The organism is Klebsiella sp. 28 (assembly GCF_018223905.1).
In the GTDB taxonomy this organism is placed as follows: Bacteria; Pseudomonadota; Gammaproteobacteria; order Enterobacterales; family Enterobacteriaceae; genus Klebsiella; species Klebsiella pneumoniae.
Genome location: NZ_JAGRQY010000055.1, coordinates 1 through 17,420, shown reverse-complemented (window position 1 = coordinate 17,420; position 17,420 = coordinate 1). Strand labels below are relative to the sequence as shown.

Sequence of the window (17,420 nt, the reverse complement as noted above, 5' to 3'; positions counted from 1 at the left end):
TTAAAAATCCAGTGGGGAGAAGTGTTCTTCATCATCAGATTGGGACTTTGCCGGTTTTACTTCGCTTTCGTCGAAGAAAAGAGCCGGATGGGTTGTCATCACATCCGGCATGGCTGGTTTATCATCCTCGCCAAAATCCAGCATGATCTTCACCGGGGCTGCCGCTGCGGCAATATCAGGGGAAACCGAGAAGATTTTTAGCTGACGCTTTCTGACCTTTATCGGTGAAATCAAGGAGGCAGAAGGTAGCGTTTTTGTCGTAAAGATAAAGCTGACAAAATCGGGCAGGTTCAGGATCATATTGCTGTCAATAAAGAAACGTTCGGCCTGGCGGATTGTGCGCTCACTGTCGATGGTTTCTGTCAGCATATTATCCGTCTTAGCCTTGCGGAGTTCGTCATCCACCAGAATCGTGCCTGACATTCTTGCCACCCAGCCTGCCGTATCCGGATCCATAACCCGGTAAACCAGTTTGAATTTGGCATTTTCAACGACCGCACCGACAACGGCGTCACCTTTCAAATCTGCCGGGCAGTCTTTTAAATCGGCGATGGACTGGTGGTCCATAATAATGTGTACGCCTTTATCCCGCGCCGCGCCTAAACCTTCCAGCGCTGGCCTGGATAAATGGTATTTCAGTTCGGAAAGATAAACAGCAATGGGGCGGGGTACGTCTGTTACACGGTCGCGCCTTTCTGCTAACTGGTAAAGGCGAACCAGCAGCATGCGCTGGGCGGTAATAATTTTGCTGTTTCGCATGGAGCCGACTACATAACAGCAGCCGCCCTCATCAAATATGTGCTTAAGCGAAAAGCCTTCTGGTGAGTTAATGGCATTGAGTAATGCCAGTTCCTCAATCTTCCCAAAGAACGCTTTGATTTTTTCGGCAATACCCTGAACGTAATCACCGTTATAAATATCACGGAGAGTTGCCGATGGGTTATCACTGACAAATTGCGCGGCCATACGGGCGGCTTTTCGGTCATCAATACGATAGAAGTCCGATTCCTGCCCTTTTTCTGCCAGGCTGAAACCGGCAACGAACAATTCTTCCAGTTCATCTGGCGTAATATCTTCAATCAGGTTTAGCTGGTATTGCTGTTTTCGCAGGTCAATTAAGGCAAAGGGTTTTCCTGCATCCTCGCAGGCTTTGCGGTAAAGGTGTGGTGCCCATTCATCGTCTTTGGGGTCCATAACAAAAACGCCTTCACCGGCAATAATACTTTGATATAGCAATATCCCGGCAGCTACCCCTTTACCGGCTCCGGTGGTGCCAATAATATCCGCGTGCTGTTTCTGCCAGTCTTTTAACGGGAGATACATTGGTTCGTTCTCCCTGTCCATGCCAGTAAAAATGCCTTTATTCAGGTCGATATAATCCAGCGGATCATAATGCAGTGTTTCGGGCAGCAGGGACTTTACGGTGCGGACATCGGTGCGCAATTCCCGTTCAAGGGTGGTTTTTTTAACAAGGCGTTTCTTTATTTTGTCCAGTTCCGGCGTGAATATCCGGCGAAGCATAATATGAAAAATAACCCCGGTTACAGTGAATGCAATCCGTACTGACCAAGCCAGTACCGTATTATCACTGCTGGGTCTGATCTTATACAACCACTGAAAGGGTCCGATAACGACCGGAGCCAGTGTGCCGGAGAGAAAACACAGCAGGGAAAAAGCGATAATCAGCTTTTTCCATAACGGGGCTTTCTGCCGTTCATCGCTTTTCATCGACGCAAAAAACGGCATCGTCAGCCCCGCTAATAACGCCAGCACCAGTTGTTGCTGTTGCACAAAAGCGAGCAGCGCCAGCATCCCGTTCACTATCGGCGACAGTGAAGCGGCAAGCTTATTTAAAATCATGATACCTCCCTCGTCAGCTATTCACCCCATAACATCGCCCCATCAATTCGCCCCACGGTGTCGGGCGAAAAGGCGGGGCGAGCGTATGGGGTAAAGAAGGTGGCCGCTGTGCGGCCATGTGCAGGAAAGCATGCTTTCCTGCACGACACGGCGTGCGCCAGTACATGCGGGCTGGACGCCCTTATTGCCTGTCGCATGGGGGTAATGTCGCGGCTGAACGTCGCGTCAAAACCCCCGGGGTCAACGGCGGCACACCGTCGCACGCTACGCGCGACCAACCCCTTTAAGACGCGCGTTTAGCCTATTTTTTCTTCGCAAGCTCGAAAAAATGGGAACGCTGCTTTAAAGGGGTTGGTCGCGCCTAATCGGCATATTCCCCGCCGGGGCGGGAAATATAGCCTGGCTGCGACGGTGTGCGGGGCAAGCCCCCCACAAAAACCGGCACGTGGGCGTGCCTTATTGCTCGCTGGGGCGGCAAAATTTTTGCGGCTCCCCCCGGCCCGCTTCAATTCGCTGGGGCGAATGTTCGCGGGTGGACGTGGATCCTGAAAATTAGCAATTTCTCCGAAATTGAATTTTCTGTCCACGTTCCACTTCATTATTTTTCGTCTTAACAATTTCTTCGAAATTGAAGCCAAAAATAATGAAGCCTTAAAAACCCGCCGCCTGTCAGCCTGTGTGTTGCACAATACATTTTTGTTCTGTGTGATTACATCTGTTCGCGGTATATTTCAGCCCTGCACTCCCTTTCAGCTTCCAGTGCTTCACTGTAGGACGCATCATCAATTTTCGTGCCTTTGCTTTCGGCATAGCGTCGTAATTTATTTGCGTCAGCTTCATTAAGTTCTAAAAGATGATCGCGCAAAAGACCGATAAGCCTGCTTTCGTATATCTCATAATACAGCCCACAACCACTGTGGGCTTCTTTAGATAACGTGTCATATATCAGGGCTACCGATATCCTGTCCTGATTACGAGAATGTATATTTCGGATAAATAAGTCTTCTTTTTGCATGTTGCACCTTTTACAGTAAACAGGGGGTGTTATGCGGATTATTACTATCCTCTGACCTTGCCGAACTTAGATAGTATTTTATTTACTGCCTCCGGGTCTGCGCTGGGACATTCACCAAGAAATGCTTTTCTCGCATTCAACGTATGGTTAGGTAAGAAACCATGTTTATTCTTTTTGACTATATTAAAGAAAGCCTTTTCTGCTGAGCGGCATTCACTTCCACCACTATTACCCGTTGCTTTTCCGTACATGCAAAGAACAACTTCGCACGGGTCAGCGGCAAAGGAATAAATTGGGGTTCCTGCGGCCATACATAATACAGCCGCCGCGATAACGGTTTTATTCATGGTGAGTCCTTATTAGGTTGTGTTGCTTAAATTGATTAGCGAGAGAAATAAATAGTGGTTTCTCTGCACGTCAGACAATTAAAGACAGGCTGGTATTCAATAACACCTTTTGCTCCATTCTGCCGAAGCCAGTTTTTGGCATTAAAGAAATCAGTGCCGGATTGTGCAGTGACGACAATTCGTGTTGAGTGGGCGACTGCGTAAAATACGGCTGGAGTCCATATTGTATTGTATTGTAGAAACTTTGTGCGCTGATTGATGATGTCCATTTACTGTTAACTGTCGGGGAAGGGACCATAACGTTATTGTCGCTCCATTGCGGTAAACTGGTATTTAATGGGGCGGCGGCTTTATCCCAATCTACAGGAACGGGAGGCGGTGGCGATGAACATCCGGTAACTATTGCTGCCAACATGATTACTTTAATTTGTTTTATCATGCTTTCATTTCCTCAAAATACTGGTTTCGATGAATTGGACGGAAATAAATGTCATTCATACGGCGGACATTTCCGTCTAAATCAATGCTCACAATCACGTCCAGGCTATCCAGAACCTTACGTAACATAAATGTATAGGGGAGCTGGGCGCACTGTGGATTTTCATAGCAACGGGTAATAAACCCATCTATAGCTTCTTTCGCTGATCCTGCATGAATGGAGGTCATACTCCCTTCATGGCCGGAACCTGTTATTTTAAGGAAGTCCCAGGCTTCCGCACCGCGAACCTCTGTTAATAAAATGCGGTCAGGGTTCATACGGTAATTCCAGCGTAAAAGGCTCGCCGGGGTAACGATAGAACCTTTTTCATCTGATGATTCTGACGGATAAAAAAGATGGACGTAGTTTTTATGGATAAAGAACGTGATTTCCGGGTTGTCCTCAATTGTTGATATCCGAAGATGTACCGGAATATAACCTATCAACATTTTCATATAGGTAGTTTTCCCTGTACTGGTTTCCCCGGCGACCGCGAGAGTTTTACCGTACTCGACGCATTTCTCCATAAACAAAGGAATGTTTTTTGTATTGTACAATGCAATTAATTCCTCGTCGTGCGTCTCCGTTTTTTCCTCGCCTGTTACCCGGTTATAAAACCCCGCATCGATATATGACTGATGCGGGATTTGTACCTTTGATGGCTTACGGATGGTGATAGACACCGTATCGCGCTCACAGGCCGGAGGAACAATCACCTGGCACCGTTCGCCGGATTCCAGCGTGGCTGACAGCCCCGGCTTAATATCTTCGATATTGTCGCCGTGGTGTTTTGCCAGGCACCGGGCAAAGTTGTAGCAATCCTCATAGTTCAAAGGAACGGCATGTTGCTCCCACACGCCGTTGATTTTTGTGTACAGTTCACCTGGACGGTTGACGGCGATTTCCGTCAGGCCGGGAAGCTCCAGAAAGTCGCCAAAGAAACGTTGTTTATAGCGGTCGAGGGAAATATTCTTAGCGGTCATTTTTCAACCTTAGTGTATAGATGTTGGAAAAATCAATATCCTCGCCTGTGATCAGATTGATGATCTCGCCCTGATTCTTATGGAGCGTTGGGGGAATATTGATGCTGTTTTCCAGAGTGGTACGAGCCATATCTGCCATAGCCTGGCGACTGTTTTCCGTATAGTCCGTATTGCGGTCTTTTTTACCTGCGCTGTTGGATGCCCATGCGGCAATATCGGGGATCATGCCAACCATTAATGCGCCGCCGAATCGCTCCCAGAAGTGCGAATCTATCCACCCATCAACGCCAGCCTCGCCCAGCTCGCCAGCCGCGCTGGTATCAACCAACGGGATATCGAGATAAGGTGGCTGGCGGGTGCGTAGCTTCGTCGCAATGATGAATGCCCGCCCTTGCCCGTGCCTCATACCTTCTTCCGCTATGGCGCGGTAAAGTAATGATGCGGTAGTGCCTTTCTCTATCAGCTTCGTGTTGCCGCTGGCGCTCCAGATGTCAGTAGTGACCGTACAGCGAAGTTTCCCCGCCCGGTCAGATACAAAGCGGCGATCCAGTGAGCAGGGGATCGAGGTATTTTCCGGGATGTACAGGTCAGGGTTATAGGGTATGCGCCGTACTGGTGCGGGGCTTTGTCCCTGCGACGGTGCGGTGGTATTTTGCGGCTGGCCGGGAGGTGTGGCCGCGCTGCTGTCCTGTTGTCCGGTGGTTGTTGCCGATGTCAGCGTCATTTCCTGCTGCCGGGTTTTTACCTGGTTCTGTGTGGTGGCCGAACCATCACGGCGAATAAGGAAGCTGGCTTTGTTGAGTTCTGGCGGGGCAGCCGCCTGCCCTGTTCCCCCCGCGCTGCTCTGGCCGTTATCCTGTTGCTCTGGCTCTTCTTCGGCTGTATCGATGGACATACCGAGATCGTTACGCTGCCGGTAATCGGTTTTGTTCGTCTGCGGGGCTGTGTCCTGTTTCTTTTCTTCCGTAGGCTGCCACAGGATATTGCGATAAACCCAGTTACCACCCCATGCCAGGAAGATAAGCGCGACCGCGACAATGGCAAGAAAGGCGGTTGCTTTGCCCCGTTTGCGCTTTTTCAGCTTGTTAACGGCGGGTTGTACCGGGTCTTTCTCTTCGTCGTCCTGCGCGTTGAGAAGCTCTGCCTCCCTTTTTACGCGGGCTTCCCGCTCAAGCGTGGCAATATCATCCTCAGCGTGTGCCGGGGATGCCTGCGCTTCATCCGGCACAGGCACTTTGTTTTCGTCGTTCATCTGCATGTTTCCTTTTATAAAAATATAAAACTATTTTTATAGATTAATTGGATTCCGGTTTTTCCACTCTTTCCACCTGCCGGGATACGGTGGAACCATCGGCGGCGTGTACCTTGCCAAATCCGCTATTTTCCAGACCTACAACGGCATTACCGGAACGCAGTACCAGGCGTGGCGTCACCTCCTGAATCACCAGTACGGTGAAGTCGCCTTTCTTCTGGATACTGCTGTTAACCGCATGCTCTTTGCCGTTCAGCTCTTTGGTGACAGAAGGAATGGACTTAGACGGGGAGAAGCCCACGAACGTAAAGCGGCCATCGTCATAAGCAAAGTCGGGAACTATGTTGAAACTGCCTTTGCCCGGATATTTGGTGTAACTCCAGTTGCGGGGCGTCTGCGCCGAGTTCAGCGCTTTCTGGACGCTGGCCTGTTGCTGTTTCTGCTCCCACTCGCGCTGTCTGGCCGTCGCCTCCCGGCTCGCTTTGTCCCGTTCTTCGCCCGGATAGCGATAGCTCACCTGAAAAGCGGGTTGCTGTGCCGATTTATCATCGATGACGTTCAGCTCGACGTTGTACAGGCGCTTACTGGTGACAACCAGCATATTGGTATGCCAGTCCCGGCTGTTCGGGGGGATCACGACCTGCGTTGTGTTGCCATCTTCTCCGGGCGCTCCCTGCGTGAGCGCAACCGGGCGAACGTTTACCCGGTTTGCATCCGGCGTTGCTTCCCACGCCTCATCAAAGCCGGGTTTGGCGCTTATGACCGCCTCATCGTTATCAAATACCAGCGTTGTCATAAAGCCGGGTTTGGTGTTAACGACGGTGACGTTCTGAGGGTTATAGATAACCTGCTGAACACGGGAGTCATAGCGGCTTGCCTGTGGTATGGCCGCACCCCATGCCGCGCCGCACATCATCAGTGCCAGTGCGGTAAACGTTAACTTTTTCATCATTCACCTCCCCGGATTTCGCGGTCGGTCTGCCAACTGGTGACGGTAAAGCCGAAGTAGTTGATCTCGCGTTCCGCATCGCTCATGTCCTTGTCAGGGTCTGAATGGAATGTGAACCGGGCATCCCAATACTCGTTGCGGGTGCTGTTATCAGCCAGACGGCGGATAATCTTCTTGTAGCGAACAGTGGCGACTTTATCGGGGGCTGTTCCATCGGTGATCTGGTTGGACAGGATCTCCACTTTCACGGTGTGCGCACCGTTCTTATAAACCTTGTCCGGGGCGTTTTTTCCGGCGTAAAGCGCCAGATAGTCATCGTTTACCTGGGGAGCGTTGTAGACCTGTACCGTCTCGTAGTCGTCCTGCAAAGAGGGATAGACATACCGCTCACGTACTTTGACGTAGTTTGCGGCCATCGCCTTTTGATAGGCTTCTGTTGCGGTCAGGCTGGTTTTCGATGTCCGGGTAACATGTTCCACCCGTCCTGTGTGGTTATCCACGGTATACAGATCAACGTCTGTCTGTTTTAGTGGCAACATCACGACCACGGCGACGAGCGCCAGTACCGCAATCAGCAGACCCACACCGCCAACAACAAAACCGGCTTTCGTGGCGCGTTTATCCCGGTCAATCATTTGCTGCTCAAAGGTGCGGGATTCAGCAATTAATTTCTGTTCATTCATGACTGTTTAACTCCGCCATAATTTGAGATGTGTTTACGGGTTCTCCCTTACCGCTAAATGCAGATGGAAGCGTGTTCTGGGCGCAGCCAGAAAGCGCGCATAGCAAAGCCAGCGCAATCAAGCGTTTCATCAAATATTTCCTCAATTGAATTAAAAATATGAAAATATAATTATATTTTCATAAGTTGGCACTTTGGGGGGATGGACTGGAGACGTCTTAGCTATTGAACTTCTTAACTGCGGATTCTCTCGACTGTGCCAGCCTCCGCGCTTCGTTCCGGGCTATCATCTGCTCAATCGCGTATTTACGCGCTTTAGAAGCGTTATAGCCTAACTCACCTCCAGGCTTGCCGGGCTTACCTGCATTCGCATCCTTCCAGCCCTGAATGTTGTCCTGGGTGGAACGTTTGGTTTCTTTAATTGCACCTCCGGCTAGCTTCCCGGCACCAAAAGCAGCAGCACCGATACCTACAGCGGCCAGCCCCTGCATGGATACGGTAGCACTCGCCCCGGCCAGTGCTGCGGCCAGTTTTGCGGAGAGATAAACCAATATTGCCGCACAGATACCCGCAAGACAGACTTGTGCTCCTAATTCAACAATTGTTGAACTGTCCGCGACCTTCGTTGCCTTGGTAAGGACTAGGTTTAAATAATTCACTACAATTCTTAAAGAAAGAGCTGAAAGCATAATGGTTAATATGGCTGCAAATATATTTTGTAGCCAGTTATTGAACATGGTGCGGAGAAAACCATACATAAGGCAAAAAATAAATATAGGTGCTGTAATACTCAGTAATAAGATCATGACTTCCGCTATCATGGAAACAAACGCGGTGATAATCATTAAGACGAATATCCCAAGCCAGACATAAAATTGAGCAGTCATTCCCTCATCTTTTATATAAGTGGAATCATCCATGTCGTGTAATGTTTTACCTAACACCTTTGCTTTATTCCATAAGGTGTCTAATAGCTGCCATATATTATCACTGCCAGAAAAACCCTCCTTTATTCCGTTTATGGCATCAATAACGCCATCGAGGTAGCCACCTAAATTAGCTACAAAGGACAGGATGATCGCCATCCTCATGATGTCCCACATCGTGTCTTCCATCGGCGTAGAGAGCTTACCAGCCAGAGTCTGGTATCCACGCCACATGATGTAGATGGTAGCTGACGCTGCTGCCAGCCCCATCATCATAGAAGAGTACGACATCATTAATCCTTTTGTGGCGTCCGTTATTCCTCCTATTAGGTATTTCTCAACCCCAACAAAAAGACCGCCACTCATATATTACTCCTCTAAATTATTTAAGTCTGGAGTTGGTGCGTTTAGCTGCTTTATTTGATAGTGGGCTTCATTTGCATTCTTGCAGTTTTCAGTAGCATCACCACTCTTTTGGCACTTTTCATAAACGAGTTTTAATTCATCAGGGTGTTCCTTATACCATTTTGTTGTTTTAGCTTCCTCCTTGCATCCAATAACAGAAAAACACAGGGTGAGCGTCGAAATTAAAATAATTTTTTTTGATAACATAAAAACCTCATAAATTATTAAGGTCAGCAGTTGGCGCGTTTAACTGCTGTTGGTTCCACTGTTTAACGCGCTCCGCCTCAAGCACTTTTTCGCGTTTATCTGCTGCTTTCACACTCATTTCCCACTGAGTGGTAAGCGTGTTCAGCATGACAGATTTTAGCTGAATACTGTTTGCAAGGTCTTGAGATTCTTTCGAATCTTTGGCTAGCGCAACTCTGTTGGAGAGGCTGTTGATTTCTCCCAGGGCCTGGCTTACCTGATTCTGGATCTCGTCGGTCTGCTCAAGCTGGATAGCTTTATTGATGACCTGTTGTTTGCACACGTTGGCATAACTCTCCGAGCGTTCGGCTTTGCAGGTATCAAAAATTTTATATTTTTCGTACAGCGCATCGAACTGCCCGGAGGAGCCGCCGGAGAGAAGCAAATCATTCAGAGCCTGTCCCGGCTTGCGTAGTTTTTCGAGATCGGCTTTCAGGCTTTTGGCTTGGTCAACAAAGCTGGCGATATCTCGAACACCTGTGGCTGTTGCCAGTTGGTCTTTATAAGCTCGTATCTGGTCTTTGTAGTGTTGTGCGGTCTCCATCCATTGCTTCGCTTCTTTCTGCCACTGGCGGACATTTTCCAGTTTGGCCGTGGCATCAAATACTAATATACCTCCCGCTTGTGCCAGAGGGCTTGCAAGCGAACATGCGAAAATTAGCGCGTAAAAGTGAGTTTTCATCCTATATCTCCTTTGGAATCAGAGTGCTTTAGCCAGGTAGGTATCGAGCCATTCATGAGGCTGCATTCCTTCCCGGTAAATCGATTCGAATATTTCGAGGTTGGGGGCATCGCCGCTCATGACTTTGGTATATCTGCCGATACCCGACAGGTCTAGCGTGACACGAGCGGCAAAACGTTTGGTATCGCCGCGCTTGAACTGATTTTTCACCACAACATACTGGCGGGCTTGCGGGTCAAGCCCTTTCACCACGTCGAACACTTCCGGTTCAAACTTCATGTCGTCAACATAATGTGCGCGGTCGGCGTTGGGGTTCGCCGCCAGAATCTGTGTCCCGCACTGCTCAATCACTGCCGGGGCGATATCATCTTTGATGATCTCAGCCGGGGATTGAGTGCCGACGACCAGCATCCCGTTCAGCTTACGGATGGTTTTCAGCTTGTTATAAGCAAAGTCCTTAAACACCGGGTCGCGTAACCACTTCCAGAATTCATCCATGAAAATGACCAGGCGTCGCCCGTCAAGCAGGCTGGTAATGCGGTACAGCAGATAAAACGAGATTGGCGCACATACGCTTGCATCGTCCAGGAACTCCGTTCCGTCGATGCCGAAGTTATCGCAGTTGCTGATATCGAACGTGTCAGACTCGTTATCAAACACCCAGCCGAACTCACCGCCCTGCGCCCACTGTGACAACCGAATGCTAAGGCCGTTTTCCTGGGCTTCTTTCGTAGCCGGCTCAGGCAAATTCTCCAGCATTCGGGTAATGCCGTAGACGCGATATTGTGGCTCGTCATTCATCACAGCATTAACCGCATCACTCAGACGGCGTTCATCGCGTGGGAAGATCGTCGAGCCGTTGCGGGTACAAAGGATTTTCATCAGTTGCTTGATGAAATTGATATTGCGTTTGGTTGCTGGCAACGAGAACGGGTTCCACCCTGTAGACTCACCACTGATAACCCGATAGTAACGGCCACCCAGCGCCCGGATGTTCATCTCTGCGCCCCGGTCTTTATCGAGGTAAACGGTTGTCAGCCGTTTGGTTTTGGCATCCGGGGAGAAGCTATCCTCACGCCCGTATTTCTGCTGCATGATCTCAAAGAACGTCATCAACATGGTTTTACCCGAACCGTTCGTACCGAGGATGCAGGTACTGGCCGGGTTCTTTTCGTTGAATTCGTCCTTATCTGCCAGTGTGTTATGCAGGTTGATATAGTAGCCATCTCCTGACGGGGTGCGCAGTAAAGCCATAGCATCCCCCCAGGGGGCTTTATCGCGCTTGCCCGGATAGAAATTATGGAGTGCGGCCAGCTCCACAAAGTTTTGGCTACTTAGCTCCCCTTTACGTGGCCGCAGGTTGTAGTTGCCTGGCAGTTGCGCCATATACGCCGCTGAAAGCGATATTTCTGCCGGAACAGGCGTTATCCCGATGTTGTTCAGCGCATTACTGATTTCGTTAGTATCAGCCACTAGGTTTTCCAGCGACGGGGAATACACCATGATGGAAAAATGGTGCTTTCCGTAAGCGATTTTCCCCGATGTCAGCAGGTCAAGCGCCACATCCAGATCCAGCCGCTGGGAAACAGCATCGTCATCGGCACTCATCAAAAGGCGACGGGTACGCTTAATGGCTTTCTTCGCTTCCTCGCGTGACATGCAGGTATAGGACTGCGTGATCACGTAATCGCAGGGGGCATAAAGAAGGGAGTCCATCATCCCCGTGGCGGTTTCTTCGGAGAACTCTTTAACCTCCAGCCCCCGGAAATATTGCGTACCGTTGGCGTGGTTTATCTGCCCGGATTCAGCCGAAAAGAACAACGCCGCCGCTCCCATCACGTCATAGGCCGGGGTGCGGGTGACGCGCACCTTTCGCCACTGGTGCGTTAACAGATATTCATAGAAAGCCAGTTGCGACGAAAACACCGCGCTTCCTTCGGTAAACGTACCGAGAGGCCGCGCACCATAGCGCGACAGCGCGGTATCGAGCGTGCTTTTTATTTCCAGCATTTCCAGCAAAGCACCGTCCAGTTCCTTTAGTTTCTGGCTGTCTTTCATCCGTTTGCGTTCTGCTTTTTCAAGGCTGACAAACGGGCGATAGCAGACTGTCAGGAACAGGCGGTTACGCCGGAACACCCCGACAGAAGCGTAGTAAAGACGGCTAACTTCATCGGCATACGGGTTGCCGGAATCTTTATGAAGATTGTCGGTAAACGTATTGCGGTCGTTATGGATATAGAAAGTGACGGGCATACCTTCGAATGAGTGGATTAGCCCGTGTAACTGGTTCGTCCCGAACTGGAGTGATTCGTCAGACTCGCAGTCGAACGGCGTTCCCATCAATTCCCAGGTGCAGTACAGATCGCTTTTAGGTGAGCGAACCACATGCTGATGAATGTGCGATGAGTACGGAATATACTTCTTGATGGTGGCACACTGATTTAGTTTCATGGCGTCGAGAAACTCCTTGATATCAACAGCCTCATGCTCAACGGGCATAAGTGTTGTTGCGCCAAATAAACGGTTTGCTACCGGTTTTCCCTTCACTCTCAGCCAAACGGCAATCAGATTGAACCGCATTGGTTCATTTCTGGTGAGGGATTTCATCACCAGAAATTCGACGGGAAGTAAGAACAGGAGTGCGACGGAAGTCCAGACAGCAACGATGATGGTTACACCCGTGACAGCCAGCAGGGGCACCATAGGCACCCCCCACAGCGCCGCCGGGCGTTTCATTGCCTTGAGCAGCTTTGCCATATGTTCAGCCTCTTAGCTCATCAGCAGAGCGCCGATTTCACTGCCTCCGCCAATTAAAATGCCGCCAATGATGATGTAGCCGCACTGCGACAGGCTCTCGCCTTTCCACAGGGTCTTATAGCCAATCCAGATCACGGCCACGGTGATCGTGATTGCCGCCAGACCATGCAGCCCGGTTGACACTTTTTGCATGACAGTATTTGCCCGCTGAAATCCGTCGGCCAGTGCCGGGGTTGCAGAAAAAGTCGTCAGCGTACAGGCCGAAACGGGGGGGACCACAGCTTTTAGCTTGCGGAAAAGTATCATTATTCCTCCTCCTCACGGGGTGACAGGGAGAAACTCCGGCGCACTGACGGCGCGGAGAACGGTGCGATGAAGATTTTTTCTTGGCGGAGTTTCGCAGGGACGCCACGGACGACGACTCCGGGCCAGATCTCGTGGTGACGGGATGAGTCACTGGCAGGGGCGGTTTTCAGGGGAACGGCAACTGATGATTTGTCCTCACGGGTTCCGGGGACCGCATAGCGGGATGATCCCGGCGGATAACCGATTCGCTGGATATAGCTCGTTCCGGAAAACGCCGTTTCAGGTTGTTGCCCGGTACTGAAATTGCCGGAATAATAACAACTCAGCGCCCTTTTCAGCGTGCCGCCGCGCCGGTAGCAGTCTCTGAGAATGTGTTCGAAGACGGACAGATTGGTACAGGGATCAAGTAGCTCTGTGGCGGACACACCATAATGGCGGAAATTGGTGCTGGTGATTTGCATCAGCCCGACAGAGTAACGGCGATCCTGTGCTGTCAGGCGGCGGAGAATATGCTCTGCATCTCCCCGGCTGGCTGGCAGGTGAGAAATAATGTGTTGATCGCCGAAAGAGGGGCCGGCCTTCGGGACAATCTCAGCGATGGCATAAGGGTTAAAACCGGATTCCACCCGTGCCACGTCGAATGCCGTGGACGGATGAATGCTGGCGGCGCACTGCATGGCTATCGCCAGAAAGGCTGTGGTGGAAAGCATGGTGACCTCAGTAAACAAGTGACATGCAGGGTCTGCTGATACTGCATGCTGTGGGAACAGAATTAAGGGTGGTTACGACACGGTTTCGATGGGGCCCGTATTCTGTGGTGGATTATTTTCCTCCCGGGGCTCAAGCAGGACCAGTTTGCCGGAAACGGCAATACCGGGCGTCAGGACAATATTCAGACCGGATTTACCGTGGTGGGGAAAGGCGACTCCGACCTTTGTCCACCAGGTATTTTTCTCACCCTGAGAGTCCGGATGACTTTCCTGGGCAACATACGCGTAATAAACAGGCTTTCTCATAGTGTCCTCGTTTAATTAAAATTGTTGAAGATGATCTCTTCGATCACATTCCGATCCTGCATTCCGGTTTTAACGGGTCAGCGAGAACATTCAGCGGCACCCTGAATTATGGTTGTGTGACAGCCCGCTCCATATTGTTAAAGAGCATGGTCAGGATGCAGGAGGGGGAATGAAATTTTAACGGGAAAATAAATACCGGAAGGAATGATAAAAAAGTATTTGAAATTAACGTATTACTGGCACGGTGTGTGTGTGCATGAATGATGACGGGCGGGCTGATAATAATATTTGTTGATTATTATCAGGTTAAATTAAACATCCGGAGGAAGACTTTCTTTATATGTCAGATGGGGTTGTATGCTGTCTCTGTGGCTGAATTTGGTAACGACAATAATGTGTAAGGCGTGAAAGACAGGAATACAGTAGTCCCTTTTGTTGTAAGGGACGGTCTTTAATCTGGTTAAACGTTTCCCGGCCACTTAGGCCGATACTTACCGGGCCGGGTGGTGAAATTCGTTTTCATGCCGCAGTGGTATCCGTCTGTACCTGTTGCATAAAAAACACAGAGTTATCTGACATATTTCCAGACATTACCGGGAACCTTATCAAAGTACTGGTTTATTACAATCTCTGCGCGGCGATAATCTGCTGCGGCATAAAGCATTTCAAGCTCATTCCCTGTGAGCTTTTCTTCCATATGCCCGACAACCTTTTCCAGCAGGCTGCCGTCATTTATTTACCGCAGTTTTCTGACGAATTCCATCTTGTTTGCCGGTTTGTTCATGTCTGACCTCTGGTGTACTGACTGTAAAAAAGGATTGCCACAGCAGGAGATGTGAGCAGGTTATTCATCCATGACATGGAGGCACGGGAACCTGAAAACAAGCCGGCTGGTGCATATTAAAATGTGCGGAGCTATTCTCCTCCGCACATACAGATTTAACGTCTGCGTTTCTCCAGTATCGACTGACAGTCAGTACAGGTTGTTACACCCGGCAGCGTCTGACGGCGTTTTTCCGGAATAGCCTTGCCGCAAAATCGACAGTGCTGCAGGGAAGGTGTCGGTGTGGGTCTTAACCGGCTTTGTTCAATCAGTGCTTCTAGGCACCGTTCATTAAACGCCTGATCGCGATCGATTTCATCTGGCACGTTGTATTCTCCTTACCGTGTTCTTTCTTTCGCAATGCGTGATGCAGTTCCAGACAACGGTCAGCGAGGGGGCAGTACACGATGAAAGGTTTTCTGTAACCTGCATCATGGCGTCCAGCGCCTCCGGGGAATCAATGTTTTCGACCCGATATTTTTGCCACTGATGCCAGATTGCAGCATCGGTTTCTTCATCCGGAATGGGTGTTCTCCCGTTTGGAACGGAGACACCGAGTAACCGGCGGCGTGCACAGGTTTCTCTGGAGCCAACCCCGAAATAACGGTTCATCAGTGCGATTGAGCCCCCCAGCCTGACAGCTCTGTTCAGTTGTTCCTGACGCCTGTTTTCCTCGTGGGATGATGCCAGTAATTTTTGCAGGACATCATGGCGGATAGTAATATCGACAAGCGGTAAAGGTGCCTGACTGAGGGTGATAAGATCGTTTATTGATAAGCAACCGAGCAAATTCATTTCATCGTAAGTGAATCCCATAGTTTCGCAGTGATGAATATTTCCTTCCCGTAGCGCCTGAAGAGCAACGGTTAATATAATATGATTCAGGGATGGAAGCATGAAATTGACTCCTTAACTGAATAAGTGCTCAGTAATTCAGCTGAATATTCAGTGAATGGTATAGTTTCATATAGCACAATACCGGGCAGGTCTGAAATATACATGCAGGTGCTTTTTTTTATACCTGCAGGATCGAAGTTTATGAGTGCAGGGATATTAATGTTCATCATCTTCTCCTCATTGCGTCTTTATCGGTCAGATAACTTTTTGTTGATCCACTCGTCAATCTCAGACTCGAGCCAGGCAACACTAGCAGGGCCTATTTTTATTGAACGGGGAAATGCACCCTCTTTCATATAAAGGTATATCTGTGAACGCTTCAGCCCTGTTTTTTGCTCAACCTGTCTGAGGCGTAGTAACTGATAAGATGTCATATATCCTCCTGTGACTGAAATAAACGGTGGCCGGAGAATAAAAAAACACAGTGGAAGCCTGAGAGAAAGCTGGTGAGCCCTAAATAAGGGATGCAAAACCCTTATTTAGGGTTGTCGGCCATTACAAATGGGGATGGTATTAGCCGGATAAGGATGTCGAAGATGGCGAACCACGCTTCAGCGCATTTTTCAGTGTTTCAGCGTCCAGTTTTTCCCCGATGCCATCGTCTGATGCCCATTGTTCAAAAATAGAAAGGAGCTTATAGGGATGATTCAGCAGTGGGCTGATAGTATCATTGTGCTTGCAGGCCAGCCAAAACAGGCGTGATAACGGTGTTGTCATACGGGAAGGTGAAATGGGATGACTCTCCCTTTTTTTGTATAAATTAATTAGTCTTTCGACTTCGGTGTGGCGAATAACAAAACAGGCATCAGGCGGTAATGTATAAAGAGGAAAGCACCCATTGTGATTATATTTTATGGTCGTCACTTCTGTTAGTTTTTTTATGACATCTAATGCTGTGTTTTTAGGTAGTCTGGAAATTTGTTTTTCTACGCGTTCTTTCCAACTCATCGTTTCGAAAATTTGAAAAAGCTCCTCTGAAAATCTTACTATAATACCATGGTTAGTTTTTCTTGCCCCCACAATTGGGGAGGGAAATTTAAGTTCACGTGCCAGTATGCGCTGAATCAAAACATATTCATAGCCTATCAGGGGGGTATCTATAATTTGTTGCACAGGACAAACATATCTGGCTTCTGTACAGAGTCTTAAATTTTGACCATAAATAAAACCGTCCCTGTCAAGCATGCATAGTTTATCAAGTAGGTCTCCCTCAAACTGCCTGAATTTTATTTTTCCATTAAAAGTTTGTATCTTCTTAAGTATCACAGGAGACTGGAAATAGACCGATAGTAGGATGTTGCCACTCAAGGCATGACGATAAATATCGCTAGGAGTAATTTTTTGTTTTATGGTTTTGGTAGTGATCTCAACTGCTTCCGTTATAGTGACCCATGTTGACATATAATGAGTTATAAGCAATGGCTGATATTTTTTTGACATAATATTATCTCCTTCTACACAACAATTCGTTCCGTTAAGGAAAAAGATTGGTGTCACAAGTATTTATTTATGATTAATCAGAGGGTTTATGACAGAGAAAAGGATGTATATTTCTGAGTGAACATGTACAGGCCTATGGGGTGACTATTTAATGAGTAAATGCCGAATGATTTTCGGGGTGATGATTATAACTTGAGGAAAAATCCCAGCGTGGTTTGAGTAGTGTACCTGAGTGATATTTGTGTTATGTATGCATTGATTGCAGCAGAATAAATATAGTTCAGGCTAGTATAGTTTGTGGTAGCTATGAGAATATATAATCTATTTTACCTATAAAATAATTTATATGTATGGGG

The 17,420-nt window shown here is 48.8% G+C and carries 20 protein-coding genes and 1 pseudogene; all 21 read right to left on the bottom strand.

Annotated elements, in window-relative coordinates; translation table 11 throughout:
• A complete protein-coding gene (locus KHQ28_RS10105) occupies positions 1 to 1,860 on the bottom strand; it encodes a type IV secretory system conjugative DNA transfer family protein (protein ID WP_000602685.1) in 1,860 nt (619 codons plus the stop codon).
• 709 nt (positions 1,861 to 2,569) lie between these two features.
• Positions 2,570 to 2,875 (bottom strand): hypothetical protein, encoded by a 306-nt coding sequence (locus tag KHQ28_RS10100; protein ID WP_001168332.1) that lies wholly within the window; start codon positions 2,873 to 2,875, stop codon positions 2,570 to 2,572.
• 44 nt (positions 2,876 to 2,919) lie between these two features.
• Positions 2,920 to 3,222: a TrbM/KikA/MpfK family conjugal transfer protein gene (locus KHQ28_RS10095; RefSeq protein ID WP_001044654.1), complete on the bottom strand. Its 303-nt coding sequence runs from the start codon at positions 3,220 to 3,222 to the stop codon at positions 2,920 to 2,922.
• Positions 3,223 to 3,257: 35 nt separating this feature from the next.
• A pseudogene (locus tag KHQ28_RS10090) lies at positions 3,258 to 3,661 on the bottom strand (cag pathogenicity island Cag12 family protein).
• Complete coding sequence (virB11, locus tag KHQ28_RS10085) at positions 3,658 to 4,683, bottom strand: P-type DNA transfer ATPase VirB11 (protein WP_000125557.1); 1,026 nt, start codon at positions 4,681 to 4,683, stop codon at positions 3,658 to 3,660. Before virB11 ends, KHQ28_RS10090 begins: the two are co-directional and overlap by 4 nt.
• On the bottom strand, positions 4,673 to 5,935 hold the full coding sequence (gene virB10 / locus KHQ28_RS10080) for a VirB10/TraB/TrbI family type IV secretion system protein (protein WP_000997456.1): 1,263 nt from the start codon (positions 5,933 to 5,935) through the stop codon (positions 4,673 to 4,675). Before virB10 ends, virB11 begins: the two co-directional genes overlap by 11 nt.
• A 43-nt stretch (positions 5,936 to 5,978) precedes the next feature.
• Positions 5,979 to 6,887: a P-type conjugative transfer protein VirB9 gene (virB9, locus tag KHQ28_RS10075; RefSeq protein ID WP_000976329.1), complete on the bottom strand. Its 909-nt coding sequence runs from the start codon at positions 6,885 to 6,887 to the stop codon at positions 5,979 to 5,981.
• Positions 6,884 to 7,567 carry a type IV secretion system protein gene (locus KHQ28_RS10070; RefSeq protein ID WP_001005327.1) on the bottom strand — a complete coding sequence of 228 codons (684 nt, stop codon included), beginning with the start codon at positions 7,565 to 7,567 and terminating at the stop codon, positions 6,884 to 6,886. Before KHQ28_RS10070 ends, virB9 begins: the two co-directional genes overlap by 4 nt.
• Before the next feature lie 217 nt (positions 7,568 to 7,784).
• Positions 7,785 to 8,858 carry a type IV secretion system protein gene (locus KHQ28_RS10065; RefSeq protein WP_000014008.1) on the bottom strand — a complete coding sequence of 358 codons (1,074 nt, stop codon included), beginning with the start codon at positions 8,856 to 8,858 and terminating at the stop codon, positions 7,785 to 7,787.
• Between the two features lie 3 nt (positions 8,859 to 8,861).
• Positions 8,862 to 9,104 carry an EexN family lipoprotein gene (locus KHQ28_RS10060; protein WP_000949385.1) on the bottom strand — a complete coding sequence of 81 codons (243 nt, stop codon included), beginning with the start codon at positions 9,102 to 9,104 and terminating at the stop codon, positions 8,862 to 8,864.
• Between the two features lie 7 nt (positions 9,105 to 9,111).
• Positions 9,112 to 9,825 (bottom strand): type IV secretion system protein, encoded by a 714-nt coding sequence (locus tag KHQ28_RS10055; protein ID WP_000848059.1) that lies wholly within the window; start codon positions 9,823 to 9,825, stop codon positions 9,112 to 9,114.
• Between the two features lie 18 nt (positions 9,826 to 9,843).
• The gene (locus tag KHQ28_RS10050) at positions 9,844 to 12,582 is read right to left on the bottom strand and encodes a VirB3 family type IV secretion system protein (RefSeq protein ID WP_001096399.1); all 2,739 of its coding nucleotides are present in this window, start codon (positions 12,580 to 12,582) and stop codon (positions 9,844 to 9,846) included.
• A 12-nt stretch (positions 12,583 to 12,594) separates the two neighbouring features.
• The gene (locus tag KHQ28_RS10045) at positions 12,595 to 12,888 is read right to left on the bottom strand and encodes a TrbC/VirB2 family protein (RefSeq protein ID WP_000600171.1); all 294 of its coding nucleotides are present in this window, start codon (positions 12,886 to 12,888) and stop codon (positions 12,595 to 12,597) included.
• Positions 12,888 to 13,598, bottom strand: a complete 711-nt coding sequence (locus KHQ28_RS10040; RefSeq protein ID WP_001446637.1) for a lytic transglycosylase domain-containing protein — start codon at positions 13,596 to 13,598, stop codon at positions 12,888 to 12,890. Before KHQ28_RS10040 ends, KHQ28_RS10045 begins: the two co-directional genes overlap by 1 nt.
• A gap of 72 nt (positions 13,599 to 13,670) precedes the next feature.
• Positions 13,671 to 13,904 (bottom strand): hypothetical protein, encoded by a 234-nt coding sequence (locus KHQ28_RS10035; RefSeq protein WP_001231171.1) that lies wholly within the window; start codon positions 13,902 to 13,904, stop codon positions 13,671 to 13,673.
• Positions 13,905 to 14,472: 568 nt separating this feature from the next.
• Positions 14,473 to 14,622, bottom strand: coding sequence for an Hha/YmoA family nucleoid-associated regulatory protein (locus KHQ28_RS10030; RefSeq protein WP_223174624.1), 150 nt, complete (start codon positions 14,620 to 14,622; stop codon positions 14,473 to 14,475).
• 221 nt (positions 14,623 to 14,843) lie between these two features.
• A complete protein-coding gene (locus KHQ28_RS10025) occupies positions 14,844 to 15,053 on the bottom strand; it encodes a TraR/DksA family transcriptional regulator (protein ID WP_001112403.1) in 210 nt (69 codons plus the stop codon).
• Positions 15,043 to 15,624 carry a DUF2857 domain-containing protein gene (locus tag KHQ28_RS10020; RefSeq protein WP_000937857.1) on the bottom strand — a complete coding sequence of 194 codons (582 nt, stop codon included), beginning with the start codon at positions 15,622 to 15,624 and terminating at the stop codon, positions 15,043 to 15,045. The genes KHQ28_RS10025 and KHQ28_RS10020 overlap by 11 nt, the downstream gene beginning before the upstream one ends.
• Positions 15,609 to 15,791, bottom strand: a complete 183-nt coding sequence (locus KHQ28_RS10015; protein ID WP_001309570.1) for a hypothetical protein — start codon at positions 15,789 to 15,791, stop codon at positions 15,609 to 15,611. The genes KHQ28_RS10020 and KHQ28_RS10015 overlap by 16 nt, the downstream gene beginning before the upstream one ends.
• Before the next feature lie 21 nt (positions 15,792 to 15,812).
• Positions 15,813 to 15,998 (bottom strand): AlpA family transcriptional regulator, encoded by a 186-nt coding sequence (locus KHQ28_RS10010; protein WP_000205185.1) that lies wholly within the window; start codon positions 15,996 to 15,998, stop codon positions 15,813 to 15,815.
• 139 nt (positions 15,999 to 16,137) lie between these two features.
• Positions 16,138 to 17,064 (bottom strand): hypothetical protein, encoded by a 927-nt coding sequence (locus KHQ28_RS10005; protein ID WP_000039790.1) that lies wholly within the window; start codon positions 17,062 to 17,064, stop codon positions 16,138 to 16,140.
• Positions 17,065 to 17,420 lie beyond the last annotated feature (356 nt).

What these genes read in the sequence shown, in the direction of transcription:
- KHQ28_RS10105 (WP_000602685.1), bottom strand. Translation starts at nt 1,860, where the DNA reads ATGATTTTAAATAAGCTTGCCGCTTCACTGTCGCCGATAGTGAACGGG.
- KHQ28_RS10100 (WP_001168332.1), bottom strand. Translation starts at nt 2,875, where the DNA reads ATGCAAAAAGAAGACTTATTTATCCGAAATATACATTCTCGTAATCAG.
- KHQ28_RS10095 (WP_001044654.1), bottom strand. Translation starts at nt 3,222, where the DNA reads ATGAATAAAACCGTTATCGCGGCGGCTGTATTATGTATGGCCGCAGGA.
- virB11 (WP_000125557.1), bottom strand. Translation starts at nt 4,683, where the DNA reads ATGACCGCTAAGAATATTTCCCTCGACCGCTATAAACAACGTTTCTTT.
- virB10 (WP_000997456.1), bottom strand. Translation starts at nt 5,935, where the DNA reads ATGAACGACGAAAACAAAGTGCCTGTGCCGGATGAAGCGCAGGCATCC.
- virB9 (WP_000976329.1), bottom strand. Translation starts at nt 6,887, where the DNA reads ATGATGAAAAAGTTAACGTTTACCGCACTGGCACTGATGATGTGCGGC.
- KHQ28_RS10070 (WP_001005327.1), bottom strand. Translation starts at nt 7,567, where the DNA reads ATGAATGAACAGAAATTAATTGCTGAATCCCGCACCTTTGAGCAGCAA.
- KHQ28_RS10065 (WP_000014008.1), bottom strand. Translation starts at nt 8,858, where the DNA reads ATGAGTGGCGGTCTTTTTGTTGGGGTTGAGAAATACCTAATAGGAGGA.
- KHQ28_RS10060 (WP_000949385.1), bottom strand. Translation starts at nt 9,104, where the DNA reads ATGTTATCAAAAAAAATTATTTTAATTTCGACGCTCACCCTGTGTTTT.
- KHQ28_RS10055 (WP_000848059.1), bottom strand. Translation starts at nt 9,825, where the DNA reads ATGAAAACTCACTTTTACGCGCTAATTTTCGCATGTTCGCTTGCAAGC.
- KHQ28_RS10050 (WP_001096399.1), bottom strand. Translation starts at nt 12,582, where the DNA reads ATGGCAAAGCTGCTCAAGGCAATGAAACGCCCGGCGGCGCTGTGGGGG.
- KHQ28_RS10045 (WP_000600171.1), bottom strand. Translation starts at nt 12,888, where the DNA reads ATGATACTTTTCCGCAAGCTAAAAGCTGTGGTCCCCCCCGTTTCGGCC.
- KHQ28_RS10040 (WP_001446637.1), bottom strand. Translation starts at nt 13,598, where the DNA reads ATGCTTTCCACCACAGCCTTTCTGGCGATAGCCATGCAGTGCGCCGCC.
- KHQ28_RS10035 (WP_001231171.1), bottom strand. Translation starts at nt 13,904, where the DNA reads ATGAGAAAGCCTGTTTATTACGCGTATGTTGCCCAGGAAAGTCATCCG.
- KHQ28_RS10020 (WP_000937857.1), bottom strand. Translation starts at nt 15,624, where the DNA reads ATGCTTCCATCCCTGAATCATATTATATTAACCGTTGCTCTTCAGGCG.
- KHQ28_RS10015 (WP_001309570.1), bottom strand. Translation starts at nt 15,791, where the DNA reads ATGAACATTAATATCCCTGCACTCATAAACTTCGATCCTGCAGGTATA.
- KHQ28_RS10010 (WP_000205185.1), bottom strand. Translation starts at nt 15,998, where the DNA reads ATGACATCTTATCAGTTACTACGCCTCAGACAGGTTGAGCAAAAAACA.
- KHQ28_RS10005 (WP_000039790.1), bottom strand. Translation starts at nt 17,064, where the DNA reads ATGTCAAAAAAATATCAGCCATTGCTTATAACTCATTATATGTCAACA.